General features: G+C 60.4%; 20 protein-coding genes. 5 read left to right on the top strand and 15 right to left on the bottom strand.

Annotated features, from left to right (window positions below; translation table 11 throughout):
- Window positions 1–46 precede the first annotated feature (46 nt).
- From MSIL_RS15580 to MSIL_RS15545, 8 genes are all read right to left on the bottom strand, one after another.
- The gene (locus MSIL_RS15580) at window positions 47–952 is read right to left on the bottom strand and encodes a DUF2163 domain-containing protein (protein WP_244406149.1); all 906 of its coding nucleotides are present in this window, start codon (window positions 950–952) and stop codon (window positions 47–49) included.
- A complete protein-coding gene (locus tag MSIL_RS15575) occupies window positions 910–1,518 on the bottom strand; it encodes a DUF2460 domain-containing protein (protein ID WP_012592034.1) in 609 nt (202 codons plus the stop codon). Before MSIL_RS15575 ends, MSIL_RS15580 begins: the two co-directional genes overlap by 43 nt.
- Window positions 1,515–3,779: a baseplate megatron protein TIM-barrel domain-containing protein gene (locus MSIL_RS15570; protein ID WP_012592033.1), complete on the bottom strand. Its 2,265-nt coding sequence runs from the start codon at window positions 3,777–3,779 to the stop codon at window positions 1,515–1,517. Before MSIL_RS15570 ends, MSIL_RS15575 begins: the two co-directional genes overlap by 4 nt.
- Window positions 3,780–3,783: 4 nt before the next feature.
- Window positions 3,784–5,046 (bottom strand): hypothetical protein, encoded by a 1,263-nt coding sequence (locus MSIL_RS15565; protein WP_012592032.1) that lies wholly within the window; start codon window positions 5,044–5,046, stop codon window positions 3,784–3,786.
- Window positions 5,047–5,114: 68 nt separating this feature from the next.
- Window positions 5,115–5,417, bottom strand: coding sequence for a hypothetical protein (locus tag MSIL_RS15560; protein WP_244406148.1), 303 nt, complete (start codon window positions 5,415–5,417; stop codon window positions 5,115–5,117).
- Window positions 5,414–5,719, bottom strand: a complete 306-nt coding sequence (locus MSIL_RS15555; RefSeq protein WP_012592030.1) for a hypothetical protein — start codon at window positions 5,717–5,719, stop codon at window positions 5,414–5,416. The genes MSIL_RS15560 and MSIL_RS15555 overlap by 4 nt, the downstream gene beginning before the upstream one ends.
- Complete coding sequence (locus MSIL_RS15550; protein ID WP_012592029.1) at window positions 5,719–6,456, bottom strand: hypothetical protein; 738 nt, start codon at window positions 6,454–6,456, stop codon at window positions 5,719–5,721. Before MSIL_RS15550 ends, MSIL_RS15555 begins: the two co-directional genes overlap by 1 nt.
- Before the next feature lie 62 nt (window positions 6,457–6,518).
- Window positions 6,519–6,965, bottom strand: a complete 447-nt coding sequence (locus MSIL_RS15545) for a hypothetical protein (RefSeq protein ID WP_012592028.1) — start codon at window positions 6,963–6,965, stop codon at window positions 6,519–6,521.
- 145 nt (window positions 6,966–7,110) lie between these two features.
- Between MSIL_RS15545 and MSIL_RS21420 the strand changes: the two genes are divergently transcribed.
- Complete coding sequence (locus tag MSIL_RS21420) at window positions 7,111–7,431, top strand: hypothetical protein (protein WP_148213110.1); 321 nt, start codon at window positions 7,111–7,113, stop codon at window positions 7,429–7,431.
- 5 nt (window positions 7,432–7,436) lie between these two features.
- Here the strand turns inward: MSIL_RS21420 and MSIL_RS15535 are convergent, their stop codons facing one another.
- The 7 genes from MSIL_RS15535 to MSIL_RS15500 form a co-directional block, all read right to left on the bottom strand.
- On the bottom strand, window positions 7,437–8,255 hold the full coding sequence (locus MSIL_RS15535; protein ID WP_012592026.1) for a phage head-tail connector protein: 819 nt from the start codon (window positions 8,253–8,255) through the stop codon (window positions 7,437–7,439).
- Between the two features lie 592 nt (window positions 8,256–8,847).
- On the bottom strand, window positions 8,848–10,362 hold the full coding sequence (locus MSIL_RS15525) for a hypothetical protein (protein WP_012592025.1): 1,515 nt from the start codon (window positions 10,360–10,362) through the stop codon (window positions 8,848–8,850).
- 168 nt (window positions 10,363–10,530) lie between these two features.
- On the bottom strand, window positions 10,531–11,616 hold the full coding sequence (locus MSIL_RS21735) for a hypothetical protein (RefSeq protein ID WP_012592024.1): 1,086 nt from the start codon (window positions 11,614–11,616) through the stop codon (window positions 10,531–10,533).
- Between the two features lie 73 nt (window positions 11,617–11,689).
- Window positions 11,690–13,039: a phage portal protein gene (locus tag MSIL_RS15515; protein ID WP_012592023.1), complete on the bottom strand. Its 1,350-nt coding sequence runs from the start codon at window positions 13,037–13,039 to the stop codon at window positions 11,690–11,692.
- 43 nt (window positions 13,040–13,082) lie between these two features.
- A complete protein-coding gene (locus MSIL_RS15510; RefSeq protein WP_012592022.1) occupies window positions 13,083–14,390 on the bottom strand; it encodes a phage terminase large subunit in 1,308 nt (435 codons plus the stop codon).
- A gap of 1,098 nt (window positions 14,391–15,488) precedes the next feature.
- Window positions 15,489–16,004 carry a hypothetical protein gene (locus MSIL_RS15505; RefSeq protein WP_012592021.1) on the bottom strand — a complete coding sequence of 172 codons (516 nt, stop codon included), beginning with the start codon at window positions 16,002–16,004 and terminating at the stop codon, window positions 15,489–15,491.
- Between the two features lie 2 nt (window positions 16,005–16,006).
- A complete protein-coding gene (locus MSIL_RS15500; RefSeq protein ID WP_012592020.1) occupies window positions 16,007–16,348 on the bottom strand; it encodes a hypothetical protein in 342 nt (113 codons plus the stop codon).
- A 116-nt stretch (window positions 16,349–16,464) separates the two neighbouring features.
- Between MSIL_RS15500 and MSIL_RS15495 the strand changes: the two genes are divergently transcribed.
- From MSIL_RS15495 to egtD, 4 genes are all read left to right on the top strand, one after another.
- Window positions 16,465–17,100, top strand: coding sequence for a S24 family peptidase (locus MSIL_RS15495; RefSeq protein WP_012592019.1), 636 nt, complete (start codon window positions 16,465–16,467; stop codon window positions 17,098–17,100).
- 89 nt (window positions 17,101–17,189) lie between these two features.
- The gene (locus MSIL_RS15490; RefSeq protein WP_012592018.1) at window positions 17,190–17,513 is read left to right on the top strand and encodes a hypothetical protein; all 324 of its coding nucleotides are present in this window, start codon (window positions 17,190–17,192) and stop codon (window positions 17,511–17,513) included.
- A gap of 232 nt (window positions 17,514–17,745) precedes the next feature.
- Entirely contained in the window at window positions 17,746–19,035 is a 1,290-nt protein-coding gene (egtB, locus tag MSIL_RS15485; protein ID WP_012592017.1) for an ergothioneine biosynthesis protein EgtB, read from the top strand.
- Window positions 19,035–20,006 (top strand): L-histidine N(alpha)-methyltransferase, encoded by a 972-nt coding sequence (egtD, locus tag MSIL_RS15480; protein WP_012592016.1) that lies wholly within the window; start codon window positions 19,035–19,037, stop codon window positions 20,004–20,006. Before egtB ends, egtD begins: the two co-directional genes overlap by 1 nt.
- Window positions 20,007–20,198 lie beyond the last annotated feature (192 nt).

Below are 20,198 nucleotides of genomic sequence, written 5' to 3'. Positions count from 1 at the left end.
GCCTCCGCGACGGCGGCCGCTCTTTGCATATCGTATGGATGCATGATCAAAGCGCTGTGGTAGGAGGTGGGACATAGGGGAAGCCGCGAAAATTCGCCAAATTGTTAAATCTGGAAGCGCATGTCGTTCTGGTGTGGTCGCAGCCTCGATAAACGCGGAAAGCGTCTCCCGGCGCTGGAGCATTCGGGAGGGGATAGGCGACAGTCAGCGCTGTGGACGTTGCGCGTTTGACATTGGCGCTAACGCCCGTATTGAGACCCGAAATGAAAGTTAGGGTGCCCTGCGCGTATACGGATGAAGCGCCGCTCCAGTTTATGACGAGATTCGTGGACCCAGCCTCGGCGGCGCCGTTTGTCCCAAACGCGTTTCTGACGAGCGAACATCCGCTGTCATACAGAACATGTTGGCAATTGGGAGCATAGAGATTGCGCGGCATGTCAATGTCGAGTAAAATGAGGTCAGAATTCACCATGATTTGCGCGGTTGTCCTTCCTACGCTATCAATGGCGCCAACACGCCCTTTGAATAGCGTGACCGTGCCGACCGGCTCCTCGCTCCATGACGTCAGAAAAGAGCGATCACGTTGGATTTCCGCTCCGTCGAGCGCTCCGTTTCGAATGGCCTGCGGGAACGGAATGCCACCGATCGTGTCACTTTGCCTGGCGCTCAGCGTGATCTGTTGCTGATCGACATTGAAGCCGACCTCGCATTTAAAGCGCAGTCCCTCGACCAGAATGGAATTCGCGGCGAACACGACGCTGTTCAAGGTGATTGGCACATCCGCATTCGTGTAGTTGAGAATGAGGCCAGTGCGCAAAGTGAACGTATAGCAGTCGGCGATAATTCCCTGCGCATCGCGTCGGGTCCGAAGGCCGTTCAGATGAGCGATCAATTCCTGCGATGCGGCTCTCATGGTTTCACCGAGCGAAATTTCAACGACTGAACCTGCCACAGGCCAGCCATGAAATTCTCAAAATCAGTCTCGTCGTCAACGAAGCGACATTCGTAAGCAAAAGTGAAATCCGCGGTAATATTGACGTTTGGCAAAGGAGGCGTCGAGAACGCCAAAGCGTTGGGCGCAGCAATCGTCCACCCGCTGGTTTGCGGGGCACCATTCAAGTAGATATTCTGGACGGTAAGCACCCATCCAACCGGCTCGGTGAACCCGCCTAGAGTGCGCACAAAAGGAAAGGTGACCGCGGTCCCGTCACCGATGCCCAGCGCCTGGCCGATCGCATAATTGTCGCTCGGATCTGTATAAAGAAACGTTCCAAATTGACCCTGGCATTGCAGATAGAGCCCAAGCAGACTCTGGAGCGAATTGACGCCGACCCCCGGAAAGTCGTGTGTGGACGCCAATCCTTCGAAGCTCAATTCGAATTCATAGAGCGGGTAAGCATAGTTCGGCGTTCGCGCCTCTCGTCCGGAAGTGTGGCTCACGACCCGAGTGGAGAAGGTCGGGCGTTTGTGAACCGACCAGCTTTGTCCGGGAAGTGATGGAAACACAAGAGTCGTCATGGCTTGACGGTCCTCAGCGTGACTGTCTCTGCGCTCCACAGCCTGCTCATGAACTCCTCCAGATCTTCCTGATCATCTGCAAATCGGCACAAGACCTCCGGTCCGAGGCCGAGTTCAACAGGGACAGGAAAGGTGAACGCCGCCGCCTGGCCCCGCACGCCGGCATAGAAGCCGATTAGCTTTGGCACGTCGCCGTTGGTATCGGCGAAGCGCAGGCTGTCAAAGGAAAGCTCTATGTCCCATGTAGCCGTCGCCATTTTCGGGCTTCGGGCGCTTCTTCCGGATGCGGTTTCGTTGATGATTGTGTCGAACGATGGTTTGTACTTCACTGACCACCCCCTGCCTGACAGCAGCGGGAAGGCTGGTACACTGACCGGATCTGGCGGGGCGTCAGGTTGCGGCAGAGGAATGAACGGTCCCTTGCCCCCGAGCCAGGTGCCTGAGCTCCAGTTGCCGGCGTCGCCCCAAACATCGCCTCTGACGGGAAACACAGGGAAGGGGCGCGCGTCCCAGTTCCAGACCGACATGAAGGCGGTTTCTATCATATTTACGCCGGTCGCGGATGTCTCATTATGCCCATCCGTCACCCAATATTCATAAATCGCCTGCAGGGCGAGCAAGGCAAGATTTCCGTCTACACGCGGGGCGAACCCGGCCCCTTCAACTGGACGCCAGACCGACCAAAATGGCGTGGCGCTCTCGCTCGACTTTGTATCAAAAAAGACATTGGGCTGATTTGTCGCACGATCACATGTCGGGAATCCATATTCCGTAAATGTTATGGGCTTGGACCGGGCCGCCCATGCGGTCGCCTGTCCATGCGGCGCATATCCGTTCCCATCCCCATTATCGTAGACAGCCTTGTGGATATTGTTCCACCACCACCGCAGCTGCTTATTTCCCAGTATCTGTTGGTCTGGATAATAGCGTTGACGGCTCTGATCCAGCCTGTCCCCCCGCGGCCTTGAAACCTGAAGATCGCTGCCACTCGGATCGAGGCCGCGCCCGAGATTTTCACTATCCCTGTAGAACCAATTGAATTTCTCTCCGCCTTCGATATTGGCTTTGAGATAGGCTTTGCTGGCGAGGCGCGGCACCCCTTCGAGGCCGAGGCCTAGAGTCGCGACATCTGCCTGCGGCCACGCGGTCGCGGCCGGCGCCGACCAATTGCGAAAATCAACGCCGCCATCGCCCGTTGTCCAGTCGCTCAGAGGGAGATAATTGTCGAAACAAACGAGATCGACATTTGCATGACCCCAGAGCTGATCGAGATGTGGCCATTGTCCCTTGGCCTCATCGTGCTGGAAACCCATCCAGGAAGACCAGTCGGCGGCATAGGAGATAAGATTGTGGAGACCAACCGGATCCCGAGTCAGGCCGGCCGCATCAAACAGAGCTCGGACGTCGTCGCAGAGGGACACGAGACCCGCGACGAAGGGATAGTCCCAAATTGCCGCTCCGGAGGCGTCGACGGCTCCCGCCTTGGTCCATGCGGGGCCGCGAATGGTCTCAAGGCCGCGAAGTTCGGATCCAAGCAGGAATAAATCAACGCCGCCGGCCAGAATGCAAAGATTTGCGTAATGAAGGATCATCCTTCGAAAAGAATAATCGTCGGGAGCTCCCGCATAGCTGACGGTCAGGTCTGTGGCGTCCTGCGTGAACTGCCACGGCGCCGCCGAGCCAAGAAAATGCTCGACCGCCGACGCAGCGTCGGCCGAAACATCCGATGATTGGTACGAGATGCGGCCCCTCCACGGAAATCCGGGCGCGTCCATCAAAATGAAGGGGTAAAAGACGACCCGCAGACCGCGCGCCTTGAGGCTGCGGATACATCTCACGACGGACGGATCGGAAGGCGTTCCTCCGTAGTTGAAGGATTCGCCGCTCGACGAGATCGGGATGAGCTCCGGCGATTGTTGCGTCAGGCCGGAGCATCGCCAGTGGTCGACGCTCCAGGCTCCACCATCCCAGCTTTCGAAAGAGCCCCCAATGTAGGTTGTTGATGGATAGATCTTGCAGGTCGCCGCGTCCACCGAATTGCCGAACCAGGCGATGACCAGGGCGACCGTCTGGCACGCCGGAAACTCAGCCTGCAATTGATCGATCGCGAAGTCGAGATCCGTCCGAACTCCCGCAGGCGAGAAATAAGTATTGATCGCGACCGACTCTGGCTCTGTGACGCGCTTGCCCCGGTGCGGCGCGACGTCATAGGTAAACTCTCCCGTCGCAGGAAGAAGATTGACCCCGTTGACATAACTCATCCGACTAAAGCGCGCGCCCGAGCTTGCTCAGGGCAAGATGAGAGCCCGTGCGGACGCCGTCGTTGATCGTGCGCAAAATCTGCTTTCCGTTGGTTTTGAAGAATTGCTTGACGCCCGCTGCGTCAATGGATTGCACGTTGAAATTGGTCGAGTGATGAACATGGACCGCGCCGCCGCCACCGGTTGCGCCGCCCGATAGCGCGCTTCTAACAGCTGCCGCCTGCCCTGCTGGAATGATCATTTCACCCTGATGGACCTGCGCCACCATATCGCTTGGCAAACTCCAGGCGCCCACCGCGAAAGAAGCGATTCCTGCGCCCGCGCCGAGCACAGTCGCCTCCCCTCCTGCGGCCGGCCCGGCGGCCGCAGGGCCCATAACCGGGGACAGGAAGCCGAAAATCCCGGCAAAGGTCTCAGCCGCTGAGGCGGTGATGCTCTTCAACACGTTTGCGACAATATTCGCGTTCGAGGCCGCCGCCGCCGTCGTCTGAAGGCCCGAGCGTGTTGCTACGCCGGCCGCGACTGCGCTTGTCTGTGTAGCCTCGGCTGCAGTCGTCGCCGCAGTGTTTGTGGCGAGTCCGGCAAGCCAGTCGGCGACAAATCGCACCCGGGCGGCGATGAAGGATTGGACGATCGACGCCGCGATCCGCTGAGCTGCCTGCCCCAGCGTCTGTTGGCCCTGGATCAACCCCATCACGGACTGCGTCATGCTTGAGCCGATTTGTTCGAATGTGCGCTTGTAGTCGGCATAGATTTGCTGGTTGACCTCTCTGTCGATTTCCTGGCGCCGAAGCACGGACTGGCTTGCGAGTTCGTCGATTTGCCGTTGCACGTTCGCGTAGGCCGCGCTCCCCTGCGCATATAGACCCTGCAAACTCTGGAGATGCAGCGCCTCGATATCTTCCCGTTGCTTCTCGGAAGCAAGCAGGCCTGCAAGCTCTTCCTGGCGCGATATCTGGCCTGTCTGCGCTTGCTCCCGGATGAGCGCTGTATTCAGCTTTGCGCCGTTCAATGCAATATCGAAGCGCGCCTGCTCCGTCTGTCGCGCGATGGCGATCTGCGCCTCGCTCGCTGCGCGCGCGCTTGTTATTTCCTGCCCCGAGCTGCTGACATACGCCTGCGTCAGATTGGCGAAGGACGCATTGATCTGACTTGCTCCCGCATTGAGCGTCGTCGTCGTTGCGGCCAGGGCACTGTTTGCTTGCTGTATGCCACGCTGCAGGTCGGAGACGTCGGCGGTAAACCGAATAGTGACGTCATCTGCCATTGACAAATTTCCTCAAGGTTGATCGCCCCCACGACTTTAGCGCAACAAGAGGCGTCTTACCCAGCGAACTAACGGCCGCCTTCGATCGCCCGTACAAACCCGTCGGGAAATCGCGCGATCAGGCCGCCGATACCGCTTGGATCATATCCGCACTTGGGATTTGCCGCTTCAGGCTTGCGCTGGACGCCATACACGCATTTCAGGATCTCGTGGGTCGGCGGGTAGTCGCGCCAATAGGCGAACAGCCCGAGCACGTCATGCAGCGTCATTTCATCGATCTCAGCCGGCGTGTATCCGCAAGCCGACATCAGCCTTGAATAGATGAAGCCAAAATCAATGCGGGCGTCAGCTATGCCAGCGCGCCCGCTCACGCTTCCCCCGGCGCGCACTCTCCTTCGACGGCCGGCAAGAATCCGCCAAGACGCAGAACCGCAGCCATCGCCGCCGCGATCTCGGGCGCCGTCGCTTCAACATCGTCAAGCGCCGATGCGGCCTCGGCGTTGTCGCGCTGAAGGGCAATCGAGACGATCGCCATGGCGGCCGAAACATTGCTCTTTGACTCTGATGCTCCCGCCATCAGAATGGGTTCAATCTCCTGAACCTGACGCAAAGTCAGCGGCCGGATCGACCATTCGCGCGCTCCGAGCCGGATCGTCTCCGAAGTCGGCCTCATCACGATGCCTCCGCGAAAGACCAGGTCATCACATTTCCGGCGGCGTCGGCGAAGCAGGAGAAATCGAACTCCGGCATAACGAAGTCTTCGAGCTTGGTGTGAAAGCTCAGCTTGTTTGAGGTGCAATTGTTGAGCTTCAGCGTCACGGCCTGTCCCTGGAAGGTTGTGTAGAACACGGCCTGAAACGTCGGGGTCACGCCAAGCAGCTGATTGGCGACGGTAAATTTCTGGCCCGAACCCGTGACGGAATAGGTGTAGCTCATCAATACCGCCTTTCCGGCGTCGCCGGCGTTGAACGTCAAGACGCCCGAGGAAATGGAATATTGCCCGACGGCGGGAGTCGAAGCAACTTTTGTGAAAGGCAGGCCCGTCGCGGCATAGAGAACGCCCTCATCATCGGCAATCGTCGCGGCGTTCGCCACAGTCACGGTGTAGGGAGACGTAGCCGGAACGGCCGCGGCTTCGGCAAAGGATGTCGCGATTTGACCCGAGGTCGGCGTCACGCCGTAGAAAAGGCTGGCGAAAGCCAATCCAGAGATACGCGCGACCTTGGCTTTTCCGGTGGTCTTGATCGTGCCCCTGGCGATCGCCACAGGACGCTGGAACTGGCCGGTCAACTCCTTGATGGTCGCGGTTTCCTCGATCGTCACTTCCTGGACCAGACCGAAATTGATCGGCGTCGCATTCGCGATATCTGTGCGGGTTCCGAGCAACACGCCCGAGCCGAAACTATACATGAGTGACCTCGCTGGTTCGTTCAAAGCCGATGTCGCGGGCACGCGACGGCTCGTAAAGCGCGTTAGGGAAGGATGAGTTTGACCGGAACGATCAACAGCGCGTCGCCGTCGAGATCGCCGGGATCTTTAAGAGTTTTCCCGTCGATGCGGCAATGGTGCACGCCGCCGCCGAGCGTATTGCGGCCACGCGTAAAATCTGCCCCGGAAATGGAAAGCGCGCCGTCAAGCGCGTCCATCACATCGTTCAAAAGCGCAGCGCCTGTGATCGATGGGTCTTTGGCGTTGAGATAAATGAAGAGCTTGACCTCCATCACACGCTTCGCCGTTGCGCTCTCGCTCCAAATATATGTTTCCTGGCCGCCCTCATACAGGAAACACGCCGGCCGCATCGCTGAAGGAACATCGCTCCAGAGCTTAAGCCGGCGCGAGGGGCCGAGTTTCCACCCATAGGCGCCGGCGATGACGCTTTGCAGCGCCGCCAACGCAGCTTCCCGCTTTGTCGTAGCCATGGCCGCTCCTTGATCTGGCGCGTCGGGATCAGTCTTTCCGGAGACTTTCCAGCGCTGCCTCCTTGAGACCCGCAGCGATGTCGTCGCTCATCTCGGACATCGATCCGCGGAAAAAGGAGCGGGCCGGAATGTTCGAGCCCGGGTGATGGACGCTTTTGGCGAAGACTTCTCCGCCGCCGCCATTAAAATTCAACGCCCGAGCTTTCACGGCCACGATGTCATGCGCCGCGGTTTTTCCGCCAAACTCCTGGATGGCCGCATAAGCCACCCCAACGCTCGACGCGATGATCGATATTGCGCCGCCATCATCCGCGATCGACGAGCGGATCGAAGCGGCCAGGGCCCCCGACTGTTTTTGCAAGGCTTCGCCAGACAGTTTTCTGACAATCCTCTCTTCAAGCGCCGTTCGCGCTGTGTCGGCGCGCTGAAGCAGCGCCTGATGCAACGCATCGGGATCGAGCGTTAGCCCACTCATAGTGCGACGCGGCGGTAAGGCTGCAAGGCGGCGGCTACGAAATCGGGGATGTCCTTCACAAGATAAGCCATCGTCTCTTGGCCGCCGAGTGATTTCGATTGTTGCCCGATGCGCGACCGATAGGAGTAGCGCTCAGCGACCCAATCCATGCAACCGATCGCAAGATCTGCCGGCACATAGCCATAGGTGACGGCAGCCGCCGATCCTGCGTTTGCCCCGTTGAATGTGTAGACTCCATCGGCCACCGAATATTGACCGGCCGCGGGACTTGCCGCTACGCGCGCCATTGCAAGTCCGTTCGAAATGACGCCGCCGTCACTCGCCCAATCGCCGTAGGGCGACAGAGCTGTGACCGAATAGGGCGCCTCCAGCGGGATCGTGATCGCCTCGTCGGCAATTTGGTAGCCTGCCCAATAGGACACAGACACATTCTGTACGCCGCAATCGAAGCGCCGCCCGCGAAGCGAAAGGCGCTGACGGCGTCCTGGAGGAGCGATGTCGCCCTGATCCAGAACAAATCCCGGCCGGAGTGAATCCGGCGCGATCGCCGGCGCCGCGGGAATCGGCAGGCCGTTCACAGCGCAGCCCAGCACCGCGTTGACCGGCCACTGACCCAGCAGGAGAGATCGCTCGCCGCCGCCGTCAAATGTTTCGGAGAAATTCGTCGGCAGGATCGATTGCCGATCGAGATAATTCAAGATCCCGCGGCTGAGTCTCGTGATGAGCCGCGAAAGCAGGGCGTCGTCGTCCGCCCCTGAAATATCGAGCCAGTCTTTGACGTCGGCGAGCTTGGCGAGATCGTAAGTAGACGCCATCGAGCGATACCCTTCTATGCGGCTGTCCCTCGAAGCGAGGACTCCATCAGTCACGAATGCGGGTGATTCGCGATCAGATCGCGTCTAGACGAACTCAATCGCGCGCAGAGCTAGCGCGCGGAGTTTCTCGTTCGTGATCGGAATACTCACGCCAATCCGGCGCTCTTTGAGAAAGGAGAACAGTTGACGACGATTGAGTTGTGCTATTGCGTTCGCGTCGACGTCGTTGGCGGCGTCAGCATGTTGTGGCGTTTCGACTGCCGGTCGCGGCGCCGGCGCGCGCACGAATAAATTTGCGAGGCTTCGCGTTGCGGGAGCTGCGGCTTGGCGTCTTGCCGCCCCCGCCGCGGATCTGCTTCCTTGCGGCGAGGGGCCCGTTTCCCAAAGACGGAAGCCATGCGCCGCCAGCGCCTGCCAATCCGCGGCCTCAACCTCCAACGATCCGTCTGCAGCAATCTCAAGAGCCCGTCCCTTATGTGTGACGGCCTCGCAACTTGCCGGAGCGCGAAGCTTCATAGACACAGCCCTTCGTCGTTGCGCTCTTGGAGCTTCTGGAAAATGGAGCGATCGCAGGCGATCGCCCCATGATGGCTCAGACGTTGCCAATATTCGTGATCAACCCCATTGAGGGCGGAAAATAGTTCTGCAGAACCTGATCGGAGTAGACGCCATATTCATATTTGCGCGTCCGCAGCGGCCATTCGATCTGATAATAGTCTTGCCGGGTGCGGATCTGAATGACGTTGCCGACGCCCGCAAGCGGATAAGGCAAAGTCTTGGTGGTGAGGAGGATGGTTCCGGCCGGCATATTGGGATGCACCCTGATATCGATCACATTGCCGCCCTGCATCGAAAACCGGTTGAGGTAAGTGCGGACCATAATGCCGCCGCCGATAAGGTCTTGCGCGGTTTCGAAAACGAAGCGTTGCGCAGCGGTCTGCGAGCCCTTGAGGATGATTCTCGAAATGTTGAGCGCTTCTTGCGAACTGACCCACATGGTGTCGGGGGAGAGACGATAATTGTCCCACATGGATTTCAGCACCGCGTCAATCTCCATGACGCCGCCGGCGCTGTCGGTTGTCAGGCCGACTCCGACGCCCGCTGATCCGGTCCCCATGGTGTAGAGCGTCGCGCCGGATCCGGGTTTCGTCGCCTGGTAGATCAGCCCGTCAAAGGCGAGCGCATTGGCCGAATTGTCGCTGGCGCCAAGCGACGCGGCAGTCTGCGTTCCAGCGGCGGCGGCGGTGATGACGAGCGAATTGATCGTCGTGATCGCGCCGAGAATTTCAGAGCCCGCCGCACCCCAGAACCAGGCGTATCCCATCGCGCCCGACACCGGAGCGACGGTCGCATTCACAAGGCCTGCCGCCCCCGTGGTCGCGACCGTCGCATTGGCGCTTTTCTTGGCGACCCCGCCGCCGAAGGTGTCCGTTGAGCCATCGGCATTCGTGCGTGTGATCGAGCCCTGAACCCCGCCTGCGACCGAGCCGTTCATCAATCCGTCGAGCGTCAGAGCTGCGCAAACGATCGACCAGGTCTGCGCCGGAAGCGATCCGCCGGTCGCCTGCGCCGTGAGAGTCGGGGTTGGCGTCGCTGCGATCGCAGAGGAACAGCCGCCGAGGATCATCGCCTCCTCGCCGATCATCAAGGCCTCGAGGCCGGTCTTGGCGCCGATCGCACGAATGTCGTCGAATTCCTGACCGGCGAATTGGGCCTCGAAATCGACGCTGGTTTCAACGCCGATTCCCTTGTAATTTGCCGCGTAGTCCTGCGTCGCAACGGCAAGCACGCCGCCGCGATTGGCGGAAGATACGCCAAAGCGCAGCCCGGTCGTGTTGATCGCGGTTATCGCGCGCCAGGACGCCTGTATGCCGCCCTTGCCGGAAACTCTCGGAATAGAGTTGCGAAGCGGCGTCATGACCGGGTAAAGAAACTTCGCGCCAAGCTCGAGATCGTAGAAGGTGAGCCCCGAACCGGCGCTGTTGCTTTCAGAAAAAGTGCTCTTCTCAAGACCCATCAGACTCCTGAAGCGCGGATCGCCAAGCGGCTTCGATTGAGCCGTCTTGAGCCGGTCGAGAATGTCCTGAGACTCGGTCTGCATGGTCATGATTTACTCCTGACGGAATTGCTTTGGCGTGATGAGCCCGAAGTGCGCCCGTCGCGAACGTGAGGTCGACCACCGCCAATTCACCTGCGCGGCGCGCAGCGAAAGTTGAGTTGAAGAAATCGTCGCGCCGATTGGCGGGCGCGTCAGGCGGACCCGCCGGCGTCCCGATTAGCGGAGCGGCGACCTGGCGTTACGCTGGGCGAGCTTGATGGCGAGAATTGATAGCGTCTCCGGATCGGCAAGAAGCTTCTCCACTTCATCGCCGCGGCCGTCTTCGTATTTCGCAATCGCGCGCACTGGCCCGTAGAAAGGCAGAGGCAGGGGCTGCGCCTCGATCTGCTTCACACGCTCCAGCACATCGGCAAGCGTCGATGCGAGGGCGTCGAAGCGCTTTTCCAGATTGGCGGAGACGTCGTCGTGTAATCCATAGCCGCCCTCGACGGCCGTTGCGGTGGCGCGGCTTTGCCGGCCGCTTTGATATGCTTTGAGTCCCTGCGCGCGCTTCGCGGCGGCGCCGGTCGATTCGCCTGCAAATGCAGATTTGTCTTGCGCCGCCGCGTCAGGCGTCGATCCTTCCTCCGCCACGTTATCTTGTGGCGCCTCACGTAGCAGCGCGGCCGCCCTTATCAGGATATCGCTCAACTGAGCCGCCAGGCCGGGCGCGCCGGCCTCGCCTTCCGCGCTTTCCGCCACGTCACCGTCAAGAGCCCGCAGCTCATCAAGGAGGTTTTGCACTTGCGCCGCCGCGTCAACCGTCTTTCCGAAGCGCCGCAATTCTCGCGATCCGTCGAGCTTGATCATTTCAAAATGCGCCTGTGGGAGGCAGGGTAGATCGACCAGCGAAATTTCATTCGGGTCCGCTGCATAGCGCGTCAGCCCTTGATCGTCTGTCCAACGCCGCGCGTAGGCGCCGCCTTGCGAAAAACCGGTGTAGACGCCTTCCACGACTTTGTTCCACTCCGCGTCATCGATCACTTTCGCGCAGATCTCAATCTGCTTTTGCTCATCATTGAAGTTGATCTGCGTCACCTTGCCCGCCGCGACGGGGCCGTGCATCGCGCGCAAATTGCCGAGCGATTTGCCGCCGGTCGCAGCGGCGATCTCGGCCGACCATTTCTCATAAAGCGGTTTGGTAGAGGCGTAGTCGCAGATCTCTCCCGAGCGATCCTCCGCTTCGGCCGTGGCGAGGCCATAGACCAGGCGCTGCGCGGCGTCGACCTTGGTAATCGGGATGAACATTCGCAACGCGGACATACGTCCTCCTTGACAGTTTGCAATTGAGAAGGCGTCTCGCCGGCCCAGAAGAGATCAATTGAGGGGATCGACCTCAATCCGGGAGGGGCACGTACCCGGCCGCCGTCAAGGTCATCGGCATGTTTGCCGAAGCTTCTCGCAAGGGGATGCGGCCAAGCGCGGCGCGCGCTTCGTTGATCGTCAGGATCCCTTTCGACGTGAAATTCGAAAGGATTGTTTCCTGCGTCAGCGGATCGGTCTCGTGTCCGGAGGTCCAGACGAATTCGAGATCTGGCGCCTCCAGATCATCGGCCAGCACGCCGTCGATCAGCGCCTTGATCCAGGCGAGGATCGGCGCCAATCCTTCCTCGGCGGCAAGCTCCTTTTGCGTCTCCGCGGTGGCCCTGTTCATTGTCTGCGTCAAGCCTTGCGGCGAGATCGAAAAGGCGAAGCAAACGATGCGCGCGAGCCATTCGTCGAAAGGCCCTTTGAGCTCCGGCTCTTTTGTCTGGATAAAGGTCTTCGCAACGCCGCCGGGGACAAATTTCGCGCGGCGGCGGCGTCCGACATCTCCGTCGAAATAGGCGTCCCAATATTTTTGGTAGGACGCAATTTGGTCCGGCGTCCAATTCTCGGGAACGCCAATCAGACTGTCTGGAATATTGCCTTCCGTAAAATAGTCGAGCAGATACATCTGGCGGCGGAGCGCGATATTGACGGTCGTCACGATCTGCTCGACCGGGCTCATGCCGTAAACCCGGTTGACGCGCAGATTGCGCGGCCTGTAGATCAAGTCGCGGATGGAATAATCAATCGCCGGAAACCCTTTCAGCACCTGCTGATAGGCGGTCGGATAGACGAGCTGCCCATCCTTGAAATAGGGTTCCGGCGTGCGGCCAAAGCCGTCGATGACAGGCTTGATGGTAGCGCCGTCGAGAGGCGTCAGCGCCATCAGTCGGCCGGCCCGATCCCGCCGCTTGTAGAGCGCTGCGGCGTCCGTGACGAAGACCTCTTCGAGCAGCATGCGCAGCCAGTCGGCAAAGCAGCGGCTGCCGTCCGGGCGTGCGAAAAAGCGCGTCGCCGCGCCGATGCGATCTCCGAGGCCAGCAGAGGTTCCGATCTTGTCGCGCCCGGCGATTGTCCAGCATTGCCGCGCGGCCTGATCCTTCCGCGTTTCTATGATAAGCCGCAACAGATCATAGCCGTCGGCAAGACCGCGCAAGGTCGCGAATGTGACCGGTTCGGTATTGCGCGGCGTGGTCGAAAGATTATAGCCAGCCGGAAAATCCCACTGCCGCCCGGCGATGTCCGGCGGCCCCAGAGGGGTCATCGGCCGCTGCGGCCCGAACCAGCCATCCTCGCTCGCCGAGGGGGCGGTAAAGCGGATATCGACCTCATAAGGATTGAGCGACCAGCTTCTCGTCCCGGCGCTGCGATCGACCATGCTGCCTCCTTCGCTTTTTTTCGAATGCGTCGCGGCCAGCGGGTCAGGAGCGACGCTTGATTTCAGCTTCGCGGCGATAAAACTCGATGATTCCGGTCCCGTCGTCTGCGCCAAACAGATGCGTCAGCGCCCAGATCGCCGCATCGGCATGATCGGGGCTGCCGCCGCCGTTATAGCCGGCGCTTGAAAAGGCGCAGAGCTGGTCTTCCAGCTTGGGAAATCTACCGACATGATGGACCTGTCCTTGAGCGTAGCGCACCGAGATCGGTTCGGCGCGCACGGCCTTGCCGCGACTCGCAGTGACGAGCTTTACCGGAACATTCCGATCCGCCGCCTGTATCGTCGCCCGGACCATTTCACCGCCAAAATTGCTTTCCGCGACGATGCTGTCGGCTTGATATCTATGGAAGGCCACCACTGCCCGCCTGCCCCAAACGGCTGGCGCATCCCTGCACGATAGATCCTCCAGAATATAGGCGTCGCCATCGACGCCCCTGGCGGCGACGATTATGCCGATCTCATCGGCTCCAAGATCGTCCCGGCCCGCCGCTCCCGATGGGTCCACAGCGACAACGACCGCAGCTCTTTTATCCACGGATATGCGCTCAGCCGCGCATCGTCCTGCATCGATTCCGGCATAGGTCCAAAGCGCGCCGTCGACTTCATCCACATACACGCCGTCAAGAAAGCGCTTGCGTTGCTTTTCCGGCAAATGAGAGAGACTTGCCAGAAATTCGCGCGATAGATTCGCTTTGTTGTCGGGCGGGTTGAGGAAGGCGCGGCGGTAGCTCTCCGGGTCTGGCAGCGGTCGTCTCGACACCGGGTCGCGCTTTTCTCCAAACAGCTGATTGGTCCAATGTGTCTTGCCGACAGGGTTTAGATCGACGAAAGCCCGTTGATCAATCCGCGGCGCGACCTGCGCGAGCCGCGTGAAAGCGATCAAAGCCGACGAATAGGGGATCTGTGACGCCTCATTCAAAAAAATTGTCGCATATTCCAGTCCGAGTATTTTCTCCACGCGGTCTTTGTCGTCGAGGCCGCCGATCCAGATTCGCGATCCATTCCCAAGTTCGAAATATCCGTCCTGCCGCCGCTCGCGCAACGTCGCGTCCGGAAAGCAGAGGCGCATGACGCGCGGCAGCGTGTCCAGCGCTATGGATGCGCGAGCCGCATTGGCATGGAAGCGCAGAACCGCGTGCCGGGTCTCTTCAGCCTGGAGAGCGCGTATAATGATTGCGCGGATGATCAGAAAAGTCTTGCCAGAGCGCGTGCCTCCGGCAAGACAAGTGTAACGCTGCGGTCCCTCCAGCAAGCGGCGCGCCGCATCCTGGCCCGGGCTGAATGTCACCATGCACGATCCGTCTCGTCGTTGAAAATTCAAGTCGAAGGGCGGCAAGGCGCGCCGGCGCGATGATTTCGCGCTGCGGAACGGCAAGACGGGCGTGCGATCGCTAGAGTTCTATAAGCTGCCGCTGCCGGAACAAATTGCTCATAGCGTCGTGACGCAACAGGGGCGCTGCATACGCGCATATTTGCGTTGCATTTGATTGCAAGTCAATGCATCCAAGCTGTAGCGGAAAAGCGCATCTTACGTATTCAGCTACATGAATGATGTGGCGCGATGGCGCGCCGTAATGAATGCTCGGCGATGCTGTCGACAACAGGGGCGTCGGCGAACATCGTTCACCTTATCGACATCATCGCAAAGCGGCGTCGGAACACCGCAGAGCGAACTGAAAGCGTTCGACGCAAGTGTGGCTCGGCATGCGCGCATATTGCCCTTGCAAATCGTTGCAAGTCAATGCATCGGGGCCGTAGCAGAGAGGCGCATCTTACGTATTCAGCTACATGAATGATGTGGCGCGATGGCGCGTCGTAATGAATGCGCGGCGGCGCGATCGACAGCAGGGGCGCCCGTGAACATCGTTCACCTTATCGACATCATCGCAAAGCGGCTACGAAACACCACAGAACGAAGTGAAAGCGTTTGACGCAAGTGTGGCTCGGCATGCGCGCATATTGCCCTTGCAAATCGTTGCAAGTCAATGCGTCGGCCAAGCTATCATATGAAGCATCTTACAGGATTTGCTGTGACGCGATCTGACTCTCTGAGTTTCTACAGCATCCCCGCCGGCCTTGCGCCTGCTATTCAAACGCGGCACATCAGCGGCGGCGCCCCAGCGCCGCCTGATCGCGATCATGATGTTGGGATGGGTTTGATTTATCGACGCAATAATGGCGCTGCACATGCGCGCATAGAGCGCTCACATTTCCTCGCGCGTCAAGGCTTTCGCACAGCCTGCGTCGCCGTGATCTTACGGCTTAACATCGCAGTGTGATGGGTTCATCCTGTGGTGCGTAGAACTTGCGCCGCGCTTCACATCAGCGAGCGCGCCGCGTCCAAGAGTTGCATTCGTCACGTTTGACGAATGCGCAAAGCCCCCCCCCGTTAGAACACAAGCATGTTGCGTTCATTGAGCCATGACGCCAGATAGGAAAGGGCTTTGGCTCTTTTGCGGTAGAATGTGTGGGGCGCCCATTTTTTCTCCTTGCATAAGGCTTTGACCGATCTGCCCCGCGCCGTGCGCGCCGCCCAAAGGCTAGTGACGAGAGCCATGCCGCTGTCGACGAGCCGCAAATGACGGAGCCAATCGATGACTGCGTCCATCTGGGCTATTTCGGCGCTGGTTGGACGAAGCTCGGTCCGGTTTAGAGCCGCGGCGCGCTCCCGGCGCTCAGCCTCGCCAAGTTCGGCTTGCGCCAGCTGGTCCGCCCATTCGACCTGGTGGAGCGGCCAATGACCTCCCGGCTGCCTCGGCCCGCGCGACCGCGGCAGCCGATCGAGGGTGACGAAGGCCTTGATAAGCGCTTTTGCCACCTGCTCGGCATCCCAGCGCTCCGGCAGACCGTTTCGCTGTGACGGGAAAGGCGCCTCGAGGGCGTTGATCTTCGCATCCGGCTCCATGATCAAAATCCATCGTCGAGAATATTGTCGAGAAGGGCGGGATCGGCGGCGACGACGAGGAGAAGCAACCGGATCATCGCTTCCCGGGTCAGGCTGCGCTTGGCCGCCGCGGCGTCGAAATGCTGGGTCGCCTCGGGCGGCAGGCGCAGGGCGAGAGCGGCGGCGGCGGCGCGAAAGGCGAGGCCAAAGCGCTGCGCCTGACGATGCACATTGTTCGGCGTCGATGAAATCAGCGGATCTTCGGCGATGCGGCGGGCGTCCCAGCCCATGCCGAGGAGAAAGCCCAATCTCGCGATGCGTTCACCCGTCCAGCGGGATTTGCGGATTTCAGTATGGATCGTCATAGCCACTTTTCCTTCCCTTTGTCCTGCGGCGAAACGAGAGATACGGTAGCATTACCTTATATGTCAAGGTAATGTTACCTGATGCATGCGCGGCCGCGTACGGTTATTCTACCGCCATGGAGCTGGAAGACGTTCTCACCCGAATCGAAAGCCGCCTCGCCGTCGTCGGCCTGTCGGCGCATGCGGCCTCGCTTGCCGCGCGAAAGCCCGACGCCATCCGCAATTTGAAACGGGCCGTGAAAAGCGGCGACCGACGCGGCGTCACCACCGAAACGCTCACGGCGCTCGCGCCCGTTTTGAAGACGACGGCCGCCTGGCTGCTTGAGGGCGTCGGCGATCCAACCCCTGGCAATCGGGTCCATGTCGTCGGGCGCATCGGCGCCGGCGCGGAGATTTTTCCCGAATTCGAGCAGACGCCCCCCGAGGGACTTTATGAGATCGAGGTGCCCTTCCCCATCGCGACGGACGCGATCGCCTTCCAGGTCGAAGGCGACAGCATGTGGCCGCGCTACGATCCCGGCGACGTCATCATCTGCTGGCGGGAAGGGGCCGACGCCGAGGAGGTGGTCGGCTGGGAAGCGGCCGTCCGCACCGCCGATGGCAAGCGCTATCTCAAGCGAATCCAGCGCGGCGCGAAGGCTGGCACTTTCGATCTCGAGAGCCACAACGCCGCGCCGATTCGCAGCGTCAAAATCGAATGGGCGGCGGCGATCCAGGGCGTCGTCCGGGCCGGTCAGTGGCGCAGGCGGTAGCGGTAAGATTGCTTGTCATTAGGCCTTAATACCGATTTATAGGTAATAATACCTGCTATCTTGCTTCGGTCAATCGCCGGAGCGTCCCCATGTCCCCTCGCCTTTCCGTCCCCACATCCTCCCCCCGCGTGAACTTGGCGGCGTCGCTTACCGCTCAGGCCCATCGAACCGTCGCCCATCTCGTCAAATGGCGCGCACGCGCCTATGCGGATCGTCGGGCCGATCTCGACGTCATCGCTCCCGGCCTCTCAGAGGCCGCGCCGCAAACGCTGATTGCAGTGGGCAAAGATCTGCTGGCGCTCGAGCGGCTCCTGCCGCGGCGCTGGTTCGGCTTCGGCGGCGAGACCCCCGCCATCAATGCGAAGGCCTTGATCGTGCTTGGCCGCGCCTTGCGACGGCGCGCGGCATCATGACGCGTCTTCCGCCTGTCGCTGGCTGACCATGATCGACCAGGCTTGTTCAGCGCGCGCGCCGCCCTACATCTGTCGCGATAGCCAGTCCACGCCGCCGCTCCTCATTCGAGGCATTGAAAGATCGTCGGCGCAGCTCCGCGCTGTCCGCAGGTAAAGCACGAAGCGGAACCCGCTCCGTGATTTTGTCGTTATTACTGGCGCCGATGGAAAATCGCGCTTCGGAGACATTGCAATGAGCGCGTCCGCCCTATCGTCTCCTGAGCCGCACGCACGGCCGCCCCTTGCCAGCCTGGTTGACGATTTATTCGCCGTTCGGCGTCAAACGCTTGCGCTTGCGTCGCATCTCGGGCCGGAAGACCAAGCGGTCCAAGCAAACGAAGACGCAAGCCCGACCAAATGGCATCTTGCGCATACGACCTGGTTCTTCGAGACCTTTGTGCTGCAGCCCTTTGTTCCGGCCTATCGCATCTTCGACGAGCGCTTCAACTTCTGTTTCAATTCCTATTATGACCATCAGGGGCCGCGTCAGCCGCGGGCGCTGCGCGGTCTTCTGACCCGGCCGACGGCGCCGGAGGTTTTGGCCTATCGCGCCTATGTCGACGAACAGCTCCACACGCTCTTTGCCTCGGCGCGGTCGGAGGATTCGGACCTTTTGAGGACAGTCGAAATCGGCGTCAATCATGAGGAACAGCATCAGGAGCTGCTGCTCACGGACATTCTTGCGCTGTTTGCGCAAAATCCGCTGCGTCCCGCCTATCGGGAAAGCGCCAAACCTTCCGTCCGCCAGGATCTCGACGACATGGTCTTTCTGTCGTTTGAGGGCGGGCTGCGGTTCGCCGGACATGAGGGACACGGCTTCGCCTTCGACAATGAATCCCCGCAGCATCAGACCTTCCTGCGGCCCTTCAAACTTTCAAACCGCCTTGTCGCCAATGGCGAATGGATGGAATTCATGGCGGATGGCGGCTACCTTACGCCCACGCTCTGGCTCGCCGATGGATGGGCGAAGGTGACGAAGGAAGGCTGGCGCGCGCCGCTCTATTGGGAGCAGAACCAGAATCATTGGGAGGAGATGACGCTTTGGGGCTTGCAGACGATCGATCCGGCAGCTCCGGTCGCCCACGTCAGCTATTATGAGGCGGACGCTTTTGCGCGCTGGGCCGGCAAGAGGCTTCCGACTGAATTCGAGTGGGAGGCCGCCGCCGAGGGGGTCGCCGTCGCTGGCAATATGCTGGAGCACGATGCGTTGCGTCCGCTCCCCGCCGGGCCGCGCGGCGCCTTGCGTCAAATGTTCGGAGACGCATGGCAATGGACCCAGAGCGCTTATTCGCCGTACCCGGGCTATCGGCCGCAGCCGGGCGCGATCGGCGAATATAATGGCAAGTTCATGTGCAGCCAGCAGGTGCTGCGCGGATCGTCCTGCGTAACGCCGAAGAGGCATGCGCGTAAAACCTATCGGAACTTCTTTTACCCGCATCAGCGCTGGCAATTCAGCGGGTTGCGACTGGCAGATGAGGCGTGATGTCCCAGATCGCAGAAAAAAAGCTAGGCGGCGTTCAGGACGCAGCGACGAGTCCAATTGCGCAGATCGTCCTGGACGGACTCTCGCGCCCGCAAAAATCCCTGCCGAGCTTCCTCTTCTATGACGCGCGCGGCAGCGACCTGTTCGAAGAGATCACGCGTCTGCCGGAATATTATCCGACCCGCACCGAGGCGGCGATCCTCGCAGAAGCGGCGCCCGCGATCGCCGCTCATACGCCGCCCGGCGCGGTGCTGGTCGAATATGGCTCTGGATCGAGCCGCAAGACGGAAATTCTTCTTGACGCGTTGCCAAATCTGGCCGCCTACGCGCCGATCGACGTGTCGCAAAGCGCGCTCGCCGAAGCCTCGGCGCGGCTTGGCCGCCGCTTCCCGACTCTCCGCGTCATCCCGACGCTCGGCGATTTTTCGGCGCCCCTGATCCTGCCCGCCAGCCTTTCGCGGCGGCCGCGGACGGGCTTTTTCCCGGGCTCCACGATCGGTAATTTCGCGCCGGCGGACGCCGCCGCCCTCCTGACGCATATGGCGCAGGGTCTAGGCGATGGCGGAAGGTTGATCATTGGCGTCGATCTTTTGAAAGACGTCTCGATCCTCATTCCGGCCTATGACGACGCCGCGGGCGTCACCGCGGCGTTCAATCTCAATATTTTGGCGCGCCTCAATCGAGAGCTCGGGGCCGATTTCGATCTGCAAAGCTTCCGCCACGAAGCCCGCTTCTACGCGGCGGAAAGCCGGATCGAAATGCATCTCGTCAGCCGGCGCCGGCAAAAAATCGGCTTGCTCGGCTGCCTGTTCCCGCTCGAAGCGGGCGAAAGCATCCACACGGAAAACTCTTACAAATATTCGATCGCGCAATTTCAGGCGTTGGCTGAGCTGGCGGGATGGTCTTGCCGGCGAGTGTGGACGGACGACGGCGATCTATTCAGCGTCCATGAATTAGATCGCGGCATTTGACCTCTTCTCTCGCTTGCGCCGAGCCTATTCCAGTCGGATCGATTCGATTGCAAAGAGAAGGCGGTGGGCGAACGCATAAATCCGGCGCGATCTATCGACGCGGATAGCCCATCCAGCTGAGCGATTTGATCTGAATCTTTGGATTTGCAGCAAATTGCTTTAAGAAGCTGGCTTAAGGGCGCGCGGGAGCCA

The sequence above is a fragment of the Methylocella silvestris BL2 genome (genome assembly GCF_000021745.1).
In the GTDB taxonomy this organism is placed as follows: domain Bacteria; phylum Pseudomonadota; class Alphaproteobacteria; order Rhizobiales; family Beijerinckiaceae; genus Methylocapsa; species Methylocapsa silvestris.
Note: the sequence above shows the minus strand (reverse complement) of the source record. Positions and strands in the feature narration are given on the sequence as shown.